This is a genomic window from Enterobacter sp. MGH120 (assembly GCF_001037725.1).
In the GTDB taxonomy this organism is placed as follows: Bacteria; Pseudomonadota; Gammaproteobacteria; order Enterobacterales; family Enterobacteriaceae; genus Enterobacter; species Enterobacter hormaechei_C.
The window spans coordinates 2,119,154-2,137,365 of the sequence record NZ_KQ089940.1 but is presented as its reverse complement, the minus strand read 5'-3'; the positions used below and the strand labels follow the sequence as shown (position 1 = coordinate 2,137,365).

General features: G+C 43.3%; 15 protein-coding genes. All 15 read right to left on the bottom strand.

All coding sequences use genetic code 11. The features are described 5' to 3' along the window. Positions 1-78: 78 nt before the first annotated feature. The gene (gndA, locus tag SK54_RS10040; protein ID WP_023303973.1) at positions 79-1,485 is read right to left on the bottom strand and encodes an NADP-dependent phosphogluconate dehydrogenase; all 1,407 of its coding nucleotides are present in this window, start codon (positions 1,483-1,485) and stop codon (positions 79-81) included. A 94-nt stretch (positions 1,486-1,579) separates the two neighbouring features. Further along, positions 1,580-2,593 carry a UDP-glucose 4-epimerase GalE gene (gene galE / locus SK54_RS10035; protein ID WP_047728960.1) on the bottom strand — a complete coding sequence of 338 codons (1,014 nt, stop codon included), beginning with the start codon at positions 2,591-2,593 and terminating at the stop codon, positions 1,580-1,582. 22 nt (positions 2,594-2,615) lie between these two features. Further along, a complete protein-coding gene (locus SK54_RS10030) occupies positions 2,616-3,773 on the bottom strand; it encodes a glycosyltransferase family 4 protein (protein WP_047728961.1) in 1,158 nt (385 codons plus the stop codon). Continuing rightward, positions 3,773-4,912, bottom strand: a complete 1,140-nt coding sequence (locus tag SK54_RS10025; RefSeq protein ID WP_047728963.1) for a glycosyltransferase family 4 protein — start codon at positions 4,910-4,912, stop codon at positions 3,773-3,775. Before SK54_RS10025 ends, SK54_RS10030 begins: the two co-directional genes overlap by 1 nt. After that, on the bottom strand, positions 4,909-5,451 hold the full coding sequence (locus SK54_RS10020) for an acyltransferase (RefSeq protein ID WP_052952172.1): 543 nt from the start codon (positions 5,449-5,451) through the stop codon (positions 4,909-4,911). Before SK54_RS10020 ends, SK54_RS10025 begins: the two co-directional genes overlap by 4 nt. Then, entirely contained in the window at positions 5,441-6,502 is a 1,062-nt protein-coding gene (locus SK54_RS10015) for a glycosyltransferase (protein ID WP_047728964.1), read from the bottom strand. Before SK54_RS10015 ends, SK54_RS10020 begins: the two co-directional genes overlap by 11 nt. Before the next feature lie 3 nt (positions 6,503-6,505). Then, the gene (locus SK54_RS10010) at positions 6,506-7,687 is read right to left on the bottom strand and encodes an EpsG family protein (RefSeq protein WP_072059006.1); all 1,182 of its coding nucleotides are present in this window, start codon (positions 7,685-7,687) and stop codon (positions 6,506-6,508) included. A gap of 9 nt (positions 7,688-7,696) precedes the next feature. Beyond that, a complete protein-coding gene (locus SK54_RS10005; protein WP_047728968.1) occupies positions 7,697-8,629 on the bottom strand; it encodes a glycosyltransferase family 2 protein in 933 nt (310 codons plus the stop codon). After that, positions 8,619-10,052: a lipopolysaccharide biosynthesis protein gene (locus SK54_RS21905; protein WP_181007811.1), complete on the bottom strand. Its 1,434-nt coding sequence runs from the start codon at positions 10,050-10,052 to the stop codon at positions 8,619-8,621. Before SK54_RS21905 ends, SK54_RS10005 begins: the two co-directional genes overlap by 11 nt. 291 nt (positions 10,053-10,343) lie before the next feature. Continuing rightward, the gene (galF, locus tag SK54_RS10000; protein ID WP_047728970.1) at positions 10,344-11,240 is read right to left on the bottom strand and encodes a GalU regulator GalF; all 897 of its coding nucleotides are present in this window, start codon (positions 11,238-11,240) and stop codon (positions 10,344-10,346) included. A 173-nt stretch (positions 11,241-11,413) separates the two neighbouring features. Beyond that, positions 11,414-12,805 carry a colanic acid biosynthesis protein WcaM gene (wcaM, locus tag SK54_RS09995; RefSeq protein ID WP_047728971.1) on the bottom strand — a complete coding sequence of 464 codons (1,392 nt, stop codon included), beginning with the start codon at positions 12,803-12,805 and terminating at the stop codon, positions 11,414-11,416. A 12-nt stretch (positions 12,806-12,817) separates the two neighbouring features. After that, positions 12,818-14,038, bottom strand: coding sequence for a colanic acid biosynthesis glycosyltransferase WcaL (wcaL, locus tag SK54_RS09990; protein ID WP_047728972.1), 1,221 nt, complete (start codon positions 14,036-14,038; stop codon positions 12,818-12,820). Then, positions 14,035-15,315, bottom strand: a complete 1,281-nt coding sequence (gene wcaK, locus SK54_RS09985; RefSeq protein WP_006811234.1) for a colanic acid biosynthesis pyruvyl transferase WcaK — start codon at positions 15,313-15,315, stop codon at positions 14,035-14,037. Before wcaK ends, wcaL begins: the two co-directional genes overlap by 4 nt. Positions 15,316-15,330: 15 nt before the next feature. Next, positions 15,331-16,809 carry a colanic acid undecaprenyl disphosphate flippase WzxC gene (gene wzxC / locus SK54_RS09980; protein WP_003863527.1) on the bottom strand — a complete coding sequence of 493 codons (1,479 nt, stop codon included), beginning with the start codon at positions 16,807-16,809 and terminating at the stop codon, positions 15,331-15,333. A 1-nt stretch (position 16,810) separates the two neighbouring features. Then, positions 16,811-18,205 carry an undecaprenyl-phosphate glucose phosphotransferase gene (gene wcaJ, locus SK54_RS09975; protein WP_006811236.1) on the bottom strand — a complete coding sequence of 465 codons (1,395 nt, stop codon included), beginning with the start codon at positions 18,203-18,205 and terminating at the stop codon, positions 16,811-16,813. Positions 18,206-18,212 lie beyond the last annotated feature (7 nt).

Here is an 18,212-nt window from a genome sequence, read left to right as displayed (position 1 = left end):
CATTAATCAGTAGGTGGATCGGGCAAGATAAAAAAGCCCGGTATCGCTACCGGGCTTGATGGCATGGCTAACCGTATATTAATCCAGCCATTCGGTGTGGAACACGCCTTCTTTATCCGTACGCTTATAGGTATGCGCACCGAAGTAGTCACGCTGTGCCTGAATCAGGTTCGCTGGCAGAACGGCAGCACGATAGCTGTCATAATATGCCACCGCAGCGGAGAAGGTCGGAACCGGGATACCATTCTGCACGGCGTACGCAACAACATCACGCAGCGCCTGCTGATATTCGTCAGCAATTTGTTTGAAGTAAGGTGCCAGCAGAAGGTTTGCGATACCCGCGTTTTCAGCATAGGCATCGGTGATTTTTTGCAGGAACTGAGCGCGAATGATACAGCCGGCACGGAAGATCTTCGCAATCTCACCGTAGTTCAGATCCCAGTTATTCTCGTCAGATGCCGCGCGCAGTTGAGAGAAGCCCTGCGCGTAAGAGACGATTTTACCCAGATACAGCGCGCGACGGACTTTCTCAACGAACTCCGCTTTATCACCAGCGGGTTTGGCCTGAGGACCAGACAGCACCTTAGATGCCGCAACACGCTGCTCTTTCAGAGAAGAGATATAACGTGCAAATACGGATTCGGTGATCAGGGATAATGGCTCACCCAGATCCAGAGAGCTCTGGCTGGTCCATTTTCCGGTACCTTTATTCGCAGCTTCATCCAGAATCACATCAACCAGGTATTTACCCTCTTCATCTTTCTTGGTGAAGATATCTTTGGTGATGTCGATCAGGTAGCTGTTCAGCTCGCCTTTGTTCCACTCGGTAAAGGTCTCTGCGAGCTCCTCGTTGGAGAGGTTCAGGCCGCCTTTCAGCAGAGAGTAAGCTTCAGCAATCAGCTGCATGTCGCCATATTCAATGCCGTTGTGAACCATTTTCACGTAATGACCAGCGCCATCAGGACCGATATAGGTCACGCACGGCTCGCCGTCTTCAGCTACGGCTGCGATTTTAGTCAGGATAGGCGCGACCAGTTCGTACGCTTCTTTCTGACCGCCAGGCATGATGGATGGACCTTTCAGAGCGCCCTCTTCACCGCCGGATACGCCGGTACCAATGAAATTGAAGCCTTCAGCAGACAGTTCACGGTTACGACGAATGGTGTCCTGGAAGAAGGTGTTGCCGCCATCGATAATGATGTCGCCTTTATCCAGATACGGTTTCAGTGAATCGATAGCGGCATCGGTACCTGCGCCCGCTTTCACCATTAACAGGATACGACGAGGTGTTTCCAGAGACTCAACGAACTCTTTAACCGTATAGAAAGGAACCAGTTTCTTGCCTGGATTCTCAGCGATGACTTCTTCGGTCTTATCACGGGAGCGGTTGAAAACGGAGACGGTATAACCACGGCTTTCGATGTTGAGCGCCAGGTTGCGCCCCATCACTGCCATACCGACAACGCCGATCTGTTGCTTGGACATGCTTTACTCCTATGAAATTTGGTTATCATTAAGAACAACTGTAAATGCTTGAGATGATAACATATCAATAAATAATATGTTAATTAACAGTTTATTATTTCATACCATTAGGGTTTTTAACTTGAAAATTCCATGCGTCCTTCAACATTTCGTCTAGTGTTTTACATGCTCGCCATCCCAGCTCTTGTTGAGCAAGGGCTGGGGAGGACCAGCACTCGGCAATGTCGCCCTCACGTCGGTCAGTTATTATGTATGGAATTGATATACGGTTAATTTTCTCGAAAGTGTGAATAAGGTCGAGTACTGAATATCCTCTTCCAGTACCTAAATTATATATTTTGTATTTGTTTTGTTCTTTTATTCGTTTTAATGCAGCTATATGTCCTAAAGCAAGATCTTGAACATGAATGTAATCTCGCACACCAGTTCCGTCTTTAGTATTGTAATCATCCCCAAAAACAAAGAGCTGCTCTCGTTTTCCTATAGCTACCTGAGTAATATATGGAAGGATATTGTTAGGTATGTCTTGTGGATCTTCTCCAATTAATCCACTAGGGTGAGCACCTACAGGATTGAAATATCTCAAAGAAGTTATATTCCATTCTGAATTAGAACGACATAAATCTTCTAATATATGTTCAACCATTAATTTAGTATAACCGTATGGGTTTTGGACTTCTCCTGTAGGTGAGGACTCCGTCAATGGTAGCATTCTCGGATTTCCATAAACAGTTGCTGATGAACTAAATATTAGATCCCTAATCCCAAAATAATCCATAACCTTAACTAAATTTAGAGTACCAGTTATGTTATTGAGATAATACTTGATAGGTTTACCAACTGACTCACCTACTGATTTTAAAGCGCCTAAATGGATTACCTGATCAATATGATAGTTAGAAAAAAAAGATTTTAACTCATCAAAAGATAATAAATCCCCCTTGTAAAGGAAAGGTTTTCTACCGGTAATCTGATGTATCTTTTCTACAACAATTTCCTTGGAATTTGAAAGATTATCAAATAGAAAAACATTATAACCCTTAAGTAGTAACTCCACTGCTATATGGCTACCAATATATCCAGCACCACCAGTAAGTAAAATATTCATAGGTCACCTTTATAAGATTCTATTAATTAAGCAAACTTTCGTATAAAGATTCTATTTCCTTAATCCTTGATTGAATACAGTGATCTTTTTTAACTATATCCATAGCATTATGACTAATTCTCTTTCTTTCGTCCGCCAATGACATTAATTTTATTTTTGTTAGCAAACTATTCACCGAATCATTCTTAAACAATATACCGTTGATATTATCTTTGATTAAGGATTTGTTACCAGCTATATCAGAAGCGATACAAGGTAAACCCGCAGCTTGCGCCTCAAGTATGGCCAATGGCATACCTTCCCATTTTGAAGGTAAGATAAATACATCGCTTAAAGAAAGAATTTCAGCAATATCATTTCGCCATCCCAATAAAATAATTTTCCCAGCATTTATCTCTTTAGCCGCTAATTCCTCAATTTTAATTCTCAGATCACCATCGCCTACAAGTATAAAGACATCATTTGATTCAGAATTACATCGCAAATACTTTTGTGCCGCTTGAACTAACAAGAGTGGATTTTTTTGATCCCATAATCGACCAACCATTGTAAATATAAGTGAAGCGTGTTGGAGGTTGAAATTCGCCCTTAAAAGTTTTTTTTGTTTTTCTTCTACGGGGTGAAATTTATCTAAATCAACACCGTTAGGCAATATACAAATCTTTTCCTTAGGAACCTTCAGAATATTTATACATTTTTTTTTATCTTCGTTATGTAAACAAATAATTCTGTCACTAAAAAAAGCACTTACAAATTCTACAAACTTATATACGAAAGATATAGCTTTATTATTAGTACTTTCGAAAGAAAATCCATGTACTGTATGTATTACAATTGGTACACCAGCTAATTTTGCTGCAATTCGGCCAAGAACACCAGTCTTAGCAGAATGTGTGTGGACAATGTCTGCTTTAATGTATTTAAATAACGATAATAAATTAATAAAAGATTTAAAATCTTTGAATGGCGATATATTTCTTACAAGCGAGGGCACATAAAAACATTTAACACCAACTTTTTCGGACTCTTTGGTTAAATCGCCGGGTTCTTTGCAAATAAGAATTTTCTCATATCGATCACTATTCAATAATAGGAATTCTTGAAGGGATACCCGTTGTACTCCACTTAATAGCGGAAGCAATTGTACATGCACGATCTTTATCTTTTTACCAACTTTCATCAAGCTTTACCTAAGACTGAATTAATTATTTTCAAAAAATTATCAACATATTTATCATTATCGAATCGGTTATTAACAAAAGCATTGCGAGCTTGTTTTAAATGTTTCTTTTTAGTATATAGAGAAATTTTATTAACTGTAAAATCATCAAAATCATCTAGCCTCGAGTAAATAAAACCTAAATCATCCATTAATATAATATCTTTTATTCCATCAACCGGTCTTGCTATTACATACAATCCTGCCTGCAACGCTTCTATGACTGAACGTGGCAATCCTTCCCTCAATGAAGAAAAAATAAATACGTCATATTCTTCTAATTCATTAATAACATTATTACTATATCCTTTGATCTGTACTTTATCCTTTAATAAACAATCATCTGAAATTTTCTTTTCTAATGTTTTGTAATAATCGTAATCTTCAGGTTCATATGAACCGATAATATCTAATGTACATTTCGAATTAATTTTTTTATCAAGTCGTTTAAATACATTTAAAACTTCGATTTGGTTTTTACGAGCATTAATTGAACCAACAGTGACAAACTTAACTTCATTCAAGATACTTTCTTTGAGCTTAAGATCATGATTTGGAAATCCTGTAAGAAGCTTCTCGGTTTTTGTTCTTTTAGATAAATGTGTAGATTCTTGTAAATCTGAAGATATAAATATAACAGTAGAGAAGAAGTGCGATAGTATATAAACAATTTTTTTCTGTTCTTCACGAATGCGTATATACCATATCATCTTTCTTTGATAAATTATTATCAATGGCAATAGTAAAATACAGGTTCTAATATCATTAATACATATAACATCATATTTTTTTAATTGAAAAATGTACTTAAAAAGTATCTTGCACCATGTCAAGAATAATACACAAAGATACCATATTTTCTTTAAAAAGGTATTGTTAACCGATATAGAACGTAGTAGATAATAGTTTAAATCAAAGCAAAATATATTAAATCCTTTATAACTAGCCTCTTTAAGAAGGTCGCCTTGCGCAACTGACGCAATAACAACTTCTAAATTGCGTTCTTTAAGTTTTTCCGCTAAATTAAGCATGCTTTTCTGCGCGCCATAAAGAGAATTATAATAACTATCGATGAAGAGTATTTTTGTTTCTTTAATCATAATATTTTTATTTCCTTGTATTCGGAAATATGTTTTTGAATTAATATATTATTGCTTGGAATACTTTTCGTCACAATCGAACCAGCGCTAATAATGCAATTATCTCCAATCGTTACACCTCGCAAAATCAGCACATTACTACCAATCCATACATTATGCCCAATATTTACAGGGGAACAAATGAAGGAATCTCTTTTTTCAATATTTCCTTTACGATAGTCATGATCGTGATCATAAATTTTAACACTCTCACCTATTAAGACGTTATCCCCTATTGAAATACTTTGCTGACAATTAATTGAAACGTTATTATTAAAAAAAACTGACTTCCCTATTTTTATCTTTCCGCCTTTACAATTAATACACATACCTCTGCGAGCGCGAAACAGATCCTCTATAACAACCTCTCCTTCTTTTTCAATAGTTAATACGCCAAAAAAATGTGATTTTATAGGATTAACATACAGTCTCTTAAACAAAACCTTGTAAATAGTTGTATTTAAAATTTGCCCAAACTTACGGAAAGCTTTAATTAACATAATTTATTCCATATAATTTTTTAAAATAACACATGTCAATTTCGAGTGAGAATTTCATGTTATCAATTTGGCAATTACTATGGTTATTCTCTTTGTATTCAAGTATAGCCAATTTCCAAATATCCACATCAAGTTTGATAAAATGTGCTAAACCAATATTACATTCCTGTGTTACATTTTTTGATACTAAACATGGAATACGACATTTTTGAGCTTCAACAACACTCAGTGGTAATCCTTCCCATAATGAGGGCAATATAAATAAATCAGCATTAAGTAAAATCTCGTAACTTGGATCTTCAATAAATCCGGGAAAACTTATATTACTTATATTACGTCGAACGGCATCACTATGTATTTTTTCTAATCCGGCACCTAAGCAGTAAAATTGAATATCTTTATTTTCTAATAAACTTTCGGCCAGATCCAAGATAAAGGGATAATTCTTAGCCTCTGAATTACGTCCTATATGGTAAATTTTGTAGCTTGATCTTTTTTGCTTATCTTGCTCTTCTTTAGCGGTAAGTTTTTGGGGTTCTGGCACACCGCAGTGATGGATAAAGTAATTCTCGTCAAATAGTGAATCGCCCGCTTTTTTTGATACAGCTATTCTATAATCGCTGAAGTACCTAATAAAAAACTTCATTATAGCTATATAGCATTTCCGCAACTTGCTAATCTTGAAATCAATACTTCTTCTATCTGAATGGGAATGCACAATTCTTATATTTTTAGAAAAGAATTTAGCAAGTGTTAAATAAATACCTGAAGAATAACCGGGATGGAAGTGTATAACGTCTGGCTCTATACGTCTGATTAATTTTACAAAACTTGAAATTCTCCCAATAATTGAGTTTGAACTTGAAAAGAATATTTTTCCTCTTGGTAATTGTATTTGCGGGACTATTTTATCACGAGAACAATCCAATGAAAATACATAAAAATCAATTTCGTTTTTATTATTTAACTCATAGTTGATCATATTGCAAACCCATTTCTCTATACCACCTACGTCTAACGTCCCAACAATGTGAAGTACTCTACGCTTCATAACTTAAACCTTTATTAATTTTGATAAATCCAAAGTGCGATAAAAACAGAAAAGAAAAGGGTAGGTAATAAAAGCTATACTTGGGATTATCATATATCTAAAGCGATAAAATGCCCATATCGTTACTATAATTTGCAATATAAATAAAGTTAATAATAAAAACCTCTTTGGTAATAAGAACGTGCTTTCTTTTGAGATCAGATAAAATGTTGTTGTTAATATTGTCACATATTGATAACGCTCACTAATAACCCAGAATTGAAAAGTAATTATTGATATACATGAAATGAGAACAGCAGTTATAAAGATAATATTTTTCCGATTAGATATCAATAATATAAAGACTGAAAAAAAGAATGGCAATTGAGTAATAAACTGTGCAATTCTAGTATTTAAATCGAACTCCGCAGAACTACCCCAACGATCACCAACAATATAAATTTTATATATTTGATCAATGTAGGGAATGAATGATAATGATGAAATAATATTTTCAAGGATCGCAAGAACACCAACAAACCCAGATACCACTATGCATGCAATGAGGCATATCTTTAGCATCCGCTTGGAGAAAAATTTATTTAAAAAATTTATAACTATAATGATAAAAAGTAAAGGGGCTACAAAACTATGTACTAATGTTGAAATTATACCCCAAAGAATTGCTTTAAACATTTTTTTATTATAGGCATATTGCAATGCGTAAATAAATAGTGCACTTGACAATCCACTTCTTATTCCATTACTCAAAGATAAAAAGGATATAGTCAAAAACCACAGCAAATATAAATATATTCTAGTGCTATCTCGCAGTGATGCTGGTAAATTTCTTTTCAATGATGTCAATAAAAAAAAGTATCCAAAAAATGTGCTAAAAAACGGTACCCATTCTTTATTGAAGCCGAGATCTCCTAGTGCCTTCATATAAAAATAGAATAAAACATTAATCCCCTCATCAAAGATAAAATAATAGTTGATTCCTTTCAGCGCTTCAAATTTGTAATAATGAGTAGCTAAATCCATTGTTTCATAAGGAACCAGATTATAGGCTGTAATCCCTCCCATTAATGAGATTAAGAAAATACTAATAGATTCAATTCTAGCAAGTACAATAATAGAAGATAATGTACCCAGCATAGGATTTATTATAAATAATGTAAGAGTCAAAAATAAATTAGCGTTCACGAATTTTCCCTATATTTTATTTAGGGTGTGGCGTATATATACGATCATGCTCTTTATTATACATATGTATTTTGCTGCATGATATTTCGGAATTTTATATTTTATAAGGTAGCAATAAAATCTGTTAAATAAATTATTTTTAATAGCTTGCTCCCGCTTAAATTTAATAGTTTTACTATTTATAGCGTTAGCTTTTTTGTCATTTTCTTTAGTTTCTTTCAACTTCGATACTAGCCCAGAATCTATGAAATTACATGCTATTATTTTTCTGATAAGACTGTAATATTCTTTACTAGGTACCCAATCTGTAATTTGCCCTTCAGAAATTCGATACTGCGTAAGGGATTCAGATAAGTTTATCATTTCTCCAAACTTAATCATCCGTGTCCAAAGATAATAATCTTCACATATTCCTGATAATTCATTTGGGTATCCTCCAGCTCTTATAAATATATCTTTCCTAAACATAACCGAAGGATGGGCAAATAAATTTTGCCGTAATAATATTTTTGATGCGCTAAAGCGAAATACGTAAGGGAATGTCCTACCAATAACAGCCTCTTTGGAGTTAATATAATCAACAGCTGTTCCTACCAGACATACTTGTGTATTACTTTTAAGAACATCATATTGTTTTTTAAATCGGTTTGGTAGAGCTACATCATCACCATCAATTCTAGCTACAAATGCAGCATTAGATTTAGAAATGCCATAATTTAAAGCGCTACTTATCCCACTATTTTCTTGGTAAAAATAACGTATGCGCGCATCATCATACTCAGTTATGATTTCAGCACTTCTATCTGTAGAACCATCATCCACGATGATAACTTCGAAATCTATATTTTCCTGAGCAAGAACAGAATCGATGGTTTTTTTTATTGTTGTTTCACAGTTATAAACTGGAATAACAACGGAAATCGAAGTAGTTCTATTTGTCATTGCGCTTTACCCAAAAATATATTGTTTTTACAGTATTTTTATCATACACATAATAAGTCATAAAATATACGCAACAACCGAATAGTAAACCTCCAAGCTTAAGAAATTCATTTGACAAATTATTGATTATTAGATGTGAAACAAAAAAAGAAACCAGCGATATTATAAAAGCCGGACTGATAATACTCAGCAATTTCATGAAAGTTGTATCTAAAAATTTATTTGTATAAATTGAATTTATATAAGTTGCAATAACGGAGTACAAAACCAACCCCCAACACATCCATTCTATACCAAATTTAATAGTAGCTATCATTAACAATGATATAAGTATTTTTTTAAATACTTCTAGTTTCAGGAAAAGATCTGATCTTCCGTATACATTAAGAACATTTAAACTTAGTGCATGAATAGGATAAAAACAATAACAGAAACATAACACGAAAATATAACGGGCAGTAATTATCCATTCTTTACCTAATATTATACTAACTATATTTTCACTAAAAAAGGCCAACCCAAATATTAATGGAAAAAAAATAACAGTTGCGTACTTAACTGTTTCTTCGTATTGTTTGTTCAGCATTGTTCTATTATTCTTGATCTCGCTAAAATAGCGATAAGTAACTCGTTGTATTATTGCCGAATATGTATTAGTTGGTAACAGAGTTAAATTTTTAGCTTGTGTAAAAAAACCAACTTGTGAAGTGTTGAAAAATTTGCCTATAACTAATTGGTACAAATTATCGAAAAATGTGTTCAATAAAGATGCTACTAATAAATTGCCGCTAAATCTCGAAGTAGCATAAAAAAATCTTCTATTAAAAACTAGATTAGGAACCCATTTACATTTATAAAAATACATAATTGTTGATAATAATGAAAAAAGGATATTATTGAATACAATCGACCAAACTCCTCCTCCATTAATAGCTACAACAATACTACCAACACCACTAATTAACACTGATAAAAATGATATTTGTGATTGACTTTTGAAATCTAGATTGATCGTAAGTTTGGTTCTATGAACTATGCATAAGGCATTGATGATGATAACCAAACCTAAAATTTTTATTATCTTTTCTAATTGCGGTTCGTTGAAAAAATGACTAATTTCTTTTGCACTAAAGAAAATTACAATGTATAAAAACAATGCAGTCCCGAAATTAAACCAAAAAATTGTTGAATACTGCTTTTGTGTATTGTTATTGCGCCTTATCAAAGCAGACGAAAAACCGCTGTCAACTAGTGTTTGTGAAACAGCTATAAAAATTGTTAACATACCAACTAAGCCATAAGCTTTAGGTCCTAAGATTCTCGCTAATACTAACAGGACTAATAACTGTGCAAATTGCGTTATAATGCGTTCAATTGCACTCCACTTAAATCCGGCTTTAAGATCATGCTGCTTTTCTTTCAAGTATTTACCTTTTCGAAACAAATGCTACCGCCCCTGGCTTAACAGCTACCAGTGCACTGAGCTAATGTTAATAGTGATTTTGGAATCTAAAAAGAGGAAAAGTTGGTGTTAATTGTCGTCCTAATTGCTTTAAGAAACAAGCACAAATCACCATTCATTTGAATTTGATAACTTTATGTAACTGATAGAAAGCCAATTTTACCTTAGGCGACAATAAAAAACGGCAATGATAATTTGTTTATGATAAACATAACCAAACAACATCTGCCGTTTATGCATTCGAGAGATAAATCAACCGTCAGCCAGCAACTTCTCAATCCGGCTTCTGAACTTCGCCCCTTCCTTCAGATTACGCAGGCCATAGTTCACAAACGCCTGCATATACCCCATTTTCTTACCGCAGTCATAGCTGTCGCCGGTCATCAGCATCGCATCAACCGACTGCTTCTTCGCCAGCTCAGCAATCGCATCAGTCAGCTGGATACGATCCCAGGCGCCCGGCTCGGTTTTTTCCAGCTCAGCCCAGATATCCGCATTCAGCACATAACGGCCGACAGCCATCAGGTCGGAGTCCAGGGTCTGCGGCTGATCGGGTTTTTCGATAAACTCAACGATCCGGCTCACCTGCCCTTCCGACTCCAGCGGCTCTTTAGTCTGAATAACAGAGTACTCAGAGAGATCGCCCTTCATACGTTTCGCCAGCACCTGGCTACGGCCCGTCTCGTTGAAGCGTGCGACCATTGCCGCCAGGTTATAACGCAGCGGATCGGCAGAGGCGTTATCAATGATGATGTCCGGCAGTACCACGATGAACGGGTTATCACCCACTACCGGACGCGCACAGAGGATTGAGTGGCCCAGACCCAACGGCTGCGCCTGACGCACGTTCATGATAGTCACGCCAGGAGGACAAATAGACTGAACTTCAGCCAGAAGCTGACGCTTAACGCGCTGCTCAAGAAGCGCCTCGAGTTCATAAGAGGTGTCGAAGTGGTTCTCGACGGCGTTCTTAGAAGAGTGCGTCACCAGAACGATTTCTTTGATCCCCGCAGCAACAATCTCGTCGACGATGTACTGAATCATCGGCTTGTCAACGATCGGCAGCATCTCTTTAGGAATGGCCTTTGTGGCGGGCAACATGTGCATGCCCAGACCCGCTACCGGTATGACTGCTTTCAAATTAATCATTATTTCTTCCACCTTAAAATGGTTGACGAATTATAGCTTTTAAACCTGTTTTCGCCAGCATGTTTTGCCGTAAATATGAAGTAATCCTAAGTCACCCCACCACAAATTACAGTAGTTGTAATCTGAATAGTTCGCGATTCTGATCCAGAATAGTCGCAAAATAGACTTTATGATTACCTGTGCGGCAGCGCAAAATTCAACCGTTCCGTATTCACCACATGTTGATCGACCCGATCAATATCCACCGAACTCTGTCCTTTTTCATTTACCGCATGAATGTTTGCCAGCGACAACAGCGTCTCGTTTTTGGCCATAAACTTCCCGCGCACGTCTTTGCGCAAGTCGAAGTTCATCGTCAGGGCGGGCCCCGTCGAGGATTCCTGCATCACGTTGATATTACGTAAGAAAAGGTGCTGTGGCTTGTTGTGCAGCTCAAGCGTTGCCCGCTGCATGTTGACGTTGGTAATGGCGACAAACGACGTGGCATTGCCCGAAGAAATCTGTATCCCGCGCAGCTTATACGCCAGCTGTCGGTTATCCAGGCGTATATCGTTAAGTTTGAAGTTTTGCGGTATCGACAGATAATCGCCCTTGATCACGCCATACCCGATTAACATTCCGGCGCTGTTCACCATATCGATATTATCAATAACGAAATTATCACAGCCATAAATAGCTACCGTTGCGTTATCAATTCCGGCCTTTTTACTGAAGTCGGGAGTAATATTGCTGGCCTTGATATTACGGATCACAAAGTGTTTACCGTTTTCAACATGGACCAACTGCCGACAGTTGCTGCCGGTGATATTTGCCACCACGAAGTTTTTAACGGTCTGCTGTTCCGGATAGTCATTGTCGTACGTGCTGCCAGCCAGCCCAATGCCTATCCCCCAGTTGATCTTGCCGTTGGTGCAGTTGATGTTATCGATCACGTGGTTAGAGATCAGGATATTGCGGTCGTTAATCGCCACGTTCCACTCAATCGCGTCACCCTGCAAATGGCTGAATTTACTGTTGGTTATGCGCGCACCGTCCACCTGATTATGAAAACCCTGGCGCAGAATGGCGTAGTTGGCCTGGCTCACGGCAATGCGATCGATAAGCAGGTTACGCATCACTCTCGGCTTTTTACCGCCGATGTAGATCTGGGTGACGGGGCCGAAGCCGCTCATCGCCAGCCCTTTAATGACACAGTCGGAGCCACGCACGTCCAGCGTAATGTTATGCGTGCGCCCCTCTCCTTCCCCAATGACCTTACAGCCTTCCTGGAGCACAAACCGCCCGCGGCCGTTGCCCTTCAGCGCACCGCGGATCAGCAGGGTTTTGCCATCAGGAATGAAAATGCCGGTATTGATGTTTTCACAGGTTAACCCGGCGGGAACAACAACGGTATCGCCCTCGGTAAATGCCTGCTTAAAGGCGGCGATCCAGTCGTTATTGTTGTAGCGATCGACAGAAACCGTCTTCCCGGTTGCCGCCCGCACAGCGCGGGGCGACAGCAGCGGCATGGCAGCCAGGACGGATAAAGAAGAGACAAATCGGCGTCGGGTAATCTTTTTCAGCATACAACCTCAGCGTTACAGCGTTTGCAGCAGGCTCGCTAACTGGCGATTGATCACCTGCTGATTAAATTCTGCTTCAACTTTTTGCCGCGCATTTTGCAGCACAGGGATCAGCGTCTGCTGATCGATATCACTGAACGCAGCCAGACGATCCGCCAGCGCCAGCGCATTGTTTTCAGGGACCAGCCAGCCGGAGTGTTCAGAGGTGATCAGCTCCGGGATACCGCTGTGCAGGGTCGAGACCACCGGAATGCCGACCGCCATCGCCTCCATCAGCGCCACGGGAATGCCTTCCATATCGCCGTCAGCGCCGGTTACGGAAGGCAGCAGGAACACATCCGCGTCATCAAGCATGGCTTTCACTTCGTGGCTCGGCTTGAAGCCCGGCATCTCGACCACGTCTTCCAGCTGATACTGTTCAATCAGCGTGCGCAGGCGACGCTCCCACGGCCCGATACCCAGGATGCGGTAGTGGAAGTCCACGCCGCGCGCCTTCAGCTGGCGACAGGCTTCGATGGCTACGTGCAGCCCTTTCTTTTCGGTCAGGCGGGCAACAGAGATAATTTGCAGCGGCTTGCCCGGCACCTTAACCGGTCGCTGAGTGAAACGTTCCATATCCACGCCCATGCGTGAAACGGTGATTTTCTCGCTCGGGCACCCCATGGTTTTCAGGCGTCGGGCCCACAGGTTGCTTATCGGCAGCATCATGTCGCCGCGGCGAAACAGCTGCTGATATTCCGGCGTGTAGTGGTTCAGTACTTCCCGGCTGGAGATGTCGATACCGTGGAAAATGGTTGCGATTTTGCCGTCAATCACCCTCAGCTCACGCAGTTTTGCCGCAGTTACGCCCGCCGGGCCAAAGTGGGCGATAAAGACATCGGCCCGGTACGGCTGGGCCGTTTGCCCGCAAATGGCGGAAAGGATCAGGTTGCGGGCCTCCGCCCCATAGCGCGACATATTCAGCGCCCGCCACGTCGAGGCGCGATGCAGGCCGCGCAGCGTCTGGCTGGCGCGATGGCGCAGTTTGTTCATTCGTCCGGTGGGTTCGTCCTGCAACCAGCGGGTTTTCGCCTCCAGCCCATACCGGGTATACGCCGCATGGGTGTTTTGCGTATCGCCCTTTTGCAGGGCGATAATCTCCACGTCATATCCCATATCGATAAACGCAGTGATTTGGTTCAGCACAAAGGTTTCAGACGACAGCGGAAATTTCAGTAAGAAGAAACCAACCTTCATTTCCCCTCCCGGACGCGGTCGAGTACGGATTTCACCATGCCAATACCTTTTTCGCGTTCGGCTTTTACCGCCACCGCCAGACGTTCGTTGATCGCAGGCAGCTGGCCGAGCGTGTCGCCCACCATCGCACCCAGCGATCCGTCCAGCAGATGACGAATATCGACGGCCATTTCCGGCATACCGAGCTGCTGCATAATGCCCGCAGACTTGTGCTCGTAGTTAATGGCGATGGCTGGCGTGCCGAAGTTCATCGAGATAATGGCCGAGTGCAGACGCGTGCCCACGGTCAGGTCGCAGGCGGAGAGCAGCTTGCCCATCTCCAGATCGTTCAGCTCGTCCATCACCACGTGATAGCGGGACGGATCGTTCACCAGGTTGCGCAGGTTGAGCGCCACCATACGGTCATCTTTGTTGTAGCTGTCGATACCGGTACAGGTGGAAAGCGCCAGCACCTGGTAACCGCTGTCCAGCACGCGGTTCACCACATCGGCAAAGGCTTTCTCGTACGCCGCCTGGGTCGTGCCGAGGCGTTTATCGAACGGAGCAAGTTCACGCAGGGTAATGGCGACGGTTTTCTGCTTTGCCGCCACGTCGAGCCAGTGCTGTACCGCGTAGCTGGCCTGAAAACTGTCATCCTGATGATCCACCAGCCAGGCGGTGTCTACACCGTGCTCCACTTTGGTGGTGTCGATTTCACTGCGCTTCATCATGTCGAGGCTGACCGATTCACGCAGGATCAGCGCGTCGCAATGGCCGAAGACATAGTTTGCCAGCTGGTTAAACTGTGGATCCTGGAATGGCCCGACGCTGTGGCCGATCATAAACAGCGGTTTTTTCGCCATGAAGGTGCAGAGTGCATGCTCAAACTGCGGCACGCCGTAGAGATCGACGAAGAACGAACCGCCCACCTGAATAATCGCGTCATAGCCGGACAGCAGACGCACAAAATCGGTAAAACCCTGCGCGATGGCGATGTTGCGCAGCTTGCCGGTATCGGTCACGCGAGAAAGCAGCACCTGATGCTGGTAGCGGCGACGCAGCACTTTCTTCACGCGCCCCATCACGCCCGCAGCGTTGTTGTGCTGTTTCATCTGACTGTAGAGCGGGTCGCCCATCACCGGGCGGTTCAGTAACCAGGATGAGCTGACCGGATAACGGCTCATCACATCCACTTCAGTCTCAGGCTTAAGGGTGTTAATTGCATCCAGTAAACCGCGCAGGATGGCGCTGTCGCCACGGTTGCCGCAGGTATGGTTGCCAAGAATAAGTAATTTCATAATGGCCTCGTAAAATTAGCCTGCGCGAAGCAGCGTTTTCATTTTTTCGTTACGGCAAAACTGGCGCTTCATCTCGACCACCAGCGCATTGCGTGACAGCACAATCATCACGCCGAACGCCAGCGCGCCTGCCGCGACCTGCACCGCAAGCAGCGCCGCCAGCGGCAGATGCCCGTTGAGCACCACGCCCAGGCCGTAGCTCACCGCAAGCGTCGGTAAGGAGAGGTAAAACGGCAGCCACAGGCTGAGGATGTACTGACGGTAGCTGGAACCCAGCACCGGTTTGATCATCACGAAGTAGCTCAGCACGGTATTGACGATCTGCACCAGCAGGAAGCCGAGCGTCACGCCAATGGCGCCCGCCATGTGGCCGCCCACAATAATTGCCGGAATAAACAGGAAGGTTTTAAACACGTTGAACTTGAAGCTGATATCCACGCGCGCCTTCGCCATCAGCAGAGAACCAATCGGGTTCCCCACCGAGCGCAGCAGCCCCACGACGCACAGCAGTTGCAGGATCGGGATGATGCTGTTCCACTTCTCGCCAAACACCAGCGGCACGAAATTGCTGGCGACCACCATCAGTCCCAGCAGGACCGGGAAATTGATGATCCCCACCACGGAGAGCAGCTTGTAAAAGTTCACGCGCAGCTTTTCGGTATCGTCCTGAATTTTGGCGAACGCCGGGAACAGCACGCGGGTAATGATAGGGTTGAGCTTCATCGGCGGGACAACCGCGACGTTATACGCCAAGTTGTAGCCACCCGCGACGCTCGCGCCCAGAATGCGCGCCAGCACCAGCGTGGAGAGGTTAGTATTCACGTAATTGATAATGCTGTCTGCCGTCAGCCACGCGCCGAAGCGCAGGTTGGATGAAACAGACGCCAGCGAAAAATGCAGCCCCGGGCGATAAATCTTACGGCCAAAGAAACCGAACAGCAGCGTGCGCACGGCAGAGTTAACCAGGTAGCCGAGGATGGCTGTCATCGCCAGCGGCCAGAAATGGGCGCTAACCACGGTGAAGGTAAAGCCCGCCAGCACGGCGCTGGTTTCAATCATGCCGATTTTGTTGAACTCCAGCTCCTTCTGCATCAGCGCGCGGAACTGCTGCCCGTGCGGGATCACCACGAAAGCGAACGACAGGGTGCGCATCAGCGGCGCCAGGTCCGGGTTATGCAGCACGCCGGCAATCACATCGCTCAGCAGGAACACCAGTACGAACACGAAGATCCCCAGCCCGACGTTCAGCCAGTAGAGGGTGGTCAGCTCCAGATGGCTGATCTCCTTGCGCTGGATAATGGAGTTGGCGATACCAAAGTCCGACAGCGTATCGGCCAGGGCGATAATCACCAGCGAGACGGTCAGCAGACCAAACTGGTGGTTATCGATAATGCGCGCCAGCACCGTCATCTGCACCAGGCCGAGGCCAATAATGACGATGGTGGCCATGGCTGACCATTTCGCGCCGCTGATGGTTTTTTCTCGTAAGCTCATCTTAGTACGCCGCTTTGTTCACGAAGCCTTTGAAAATGGTCAGAAAAACAATCTTGATATCGAACCAGAGGCTCCACTCGCGGATGTACTCCAGATCGAACTCGATACGTTTTTCCATTTTTTCCAGCGTGTCGGTCTCGCCGCGCCAGCCGTTGATCTGCGCCCAGCCGGTGATGCCTGGCTTCACCTTATGGCGCAGCATGTAGCCTTCAATCAGGGTGCGGTACTGCTCGTTATGGGCCACGGCGTGAGGACGAGGCCCGACGATGGACATCCCGCCGGTGAACACGTTGATGAACTGCGGCAGCTCATCGAGCGAGGTACGGCGCAGGAAGTTGCCCACGCGGGTGACGCGCGGATCGTTCTGCGTCGCCTGGGTCACCACCTTGTCGTTCTCCATCACCTTCATAGAGCGGAATTTCCACACCATGATCGGCTTACCGTCCATGCCGTAGCGGGTCTGACGGAAGATGATCGGCCCCGGCGAGCTGAGCTTCACCGCCAGCGCAATGCAGCACAGCACCGGGGAGATGAGCAGCAGGATCAGGGACGAAAGGACGATATCTTCCACGCGCTTCAGCACGCGGTTAATCCCCGACAGCGGCGTGTCGTACAGTGGAACAACCGGTACCCCGTTCACCTCTTCAATACGGGAGTGGAGAATATTGAAGGTGAAGACATCCGGGATGAGGATCACCGAGCAGGTGGTATCCGCCAGCTCGCGCATCAGTTTCTTGATGCGGGATTCATCTTTCATCTGCATGGCGATGTAGACGTTATGAATTTTGCCGGCTTTCGCATCGTCAATAAGCTGTTCGTAGTTACCTGCCCAGTCGGACGGCACGCCGCCGGGCTTCGCGTCGTGATAAATCCCGACCACTTCAAAGCCTAACCACGGCTCTTTGCGGAAGCTGTCGAGCAACACCTGTCCCACCGGCAGGTCGCCCGCCACGGCAACGAAGCGACGGTTATACCCGCGGTTGCGCAGCCAGCCCGCGCCAAAGCGGATCAGCGAGCGGCAGACCACCATGCCAATGCTGGTTAACAGATACCAGCAGAGATAGGTCACAAGACGGTTATCAAAATCATGGCTGAACGCCACCAGCCCTGCGCTGAAAACCAGGCTTAAGGTCCAGTTCTGGAGCAGCAGCATCAGTTCGGTGGTCATTTTGACGCCGCGCCATGAACGATAGAAATCGGTCATGCCGCCGATCATCTGAAACACCACCAGCGCAATCAACGCCATCAGCAAGTGCATGTATAAGAACGACTGCCCGCTGACCCAACACACCGCCCACAGTCCGCCGACCATGATGGTGATATCAGAAAAACGCTGCACCATAGAGATTAACGATGCATTCGTTCTCGCTCGTTCGCGCTTTTTTAGATTTGTCATCGTTGTT

What these genes read in the sequence shown, in the direction of transcription:
- gndA (WP_023303973.1), bottom strand. Translation starts at nt 1,485, where the DNA reads ATGTCCAAGCAACAGATCGGCGTTGTCGGTATGGCAGTGATGGGGCGC.
- galE (WP_047728960.1), bottom strand. Translation starts at nt 2,593, where the DNA reads ATGAATATTTTACTTACTGGTGGTGCTGGATATATTGGTAGCCATATA.
- SK54_RS10030 (WP_047728961.1), bottom strand. Translation starts at nt 3,773, where the DNA reads ATGAAAGTTGGTAAAAAGATAAAGATCGTGCATGTACAATTGCTTCCG.
- SK54_RS10025 (WP_047728963.1), bottom strand. Translation starts at nt 4,912, where the DNA reads ATGATTAAAGAAACAAAAATACTCTTCATCGATAGTTATTATAATTCT.
- SK54_RS10020 (WP_052952172.1), bottom strand. Translation starts at nt 5,451, where the DNA reads ATGTTAATTAAAGCTTTCCGTAAGTTTGGGCAAATTTTAAATACAACT.
- SK54_RS10015 (WP_047728964.1), bottom strand. Translation starts at nt 6,502, where the DNA reads ATGAAGCGTAGAGTACTTCACATTGTTGGGACGTTAGACGTAGGTGGT.
- SK54_RS10005 (WP_047728968.1), bottom strand. Translation starts at nt 8,629, where the DNA reads ATGACAAATAGAACTACTTCGATTTCCGTTGTTATTCCAGTTTATAAC.
- galF (WP_047728970.1), bottom strand. Translation starts at nt 11,240, where the DNA reads ATGATTAATTTGAAAGCAGTCATACCGGTAGCGGGTCTGGGCATGCAC.
- wcaM (WP_047728971.1), bottom strand. Translation starts at nt 12,805, where the DNA reads ATGCTGAAAAAGATTACCCGACGCCGATTTGTCTCTTCTTTATCCGTC.
- wcaL (WP_047728972.1), bottom strand. Translation starts at nt 14,038, where the DNA reads ATGAAGGTTGGTTTCTTCTTACTGAAATTTCCGCTGTCGTCTGAAACC.
- wcaK (WP_006811234.1), bottom strand. Translation starts at nt 15,315, where the DNA reads ATGAAATTACTTATTCTTGGCAACCATACCTGCGGCAACCGTGGCGAC.
- wzxC (WP_003863527.1), bottom strand. Translation starts at nt 16,809, where the DNA reads ATGAGCTTACGAGAAAAAACCATCAGCGGCGCGAAATGGTCAGCCATG.
- wcaJ (WP_006811236.1), bottom strand. Translation starts at nt 18,205, where the DNA reads ATGACAAATCTAAAAAAGCGCGAACGAGCGAGAACGAATGCATCGTTA.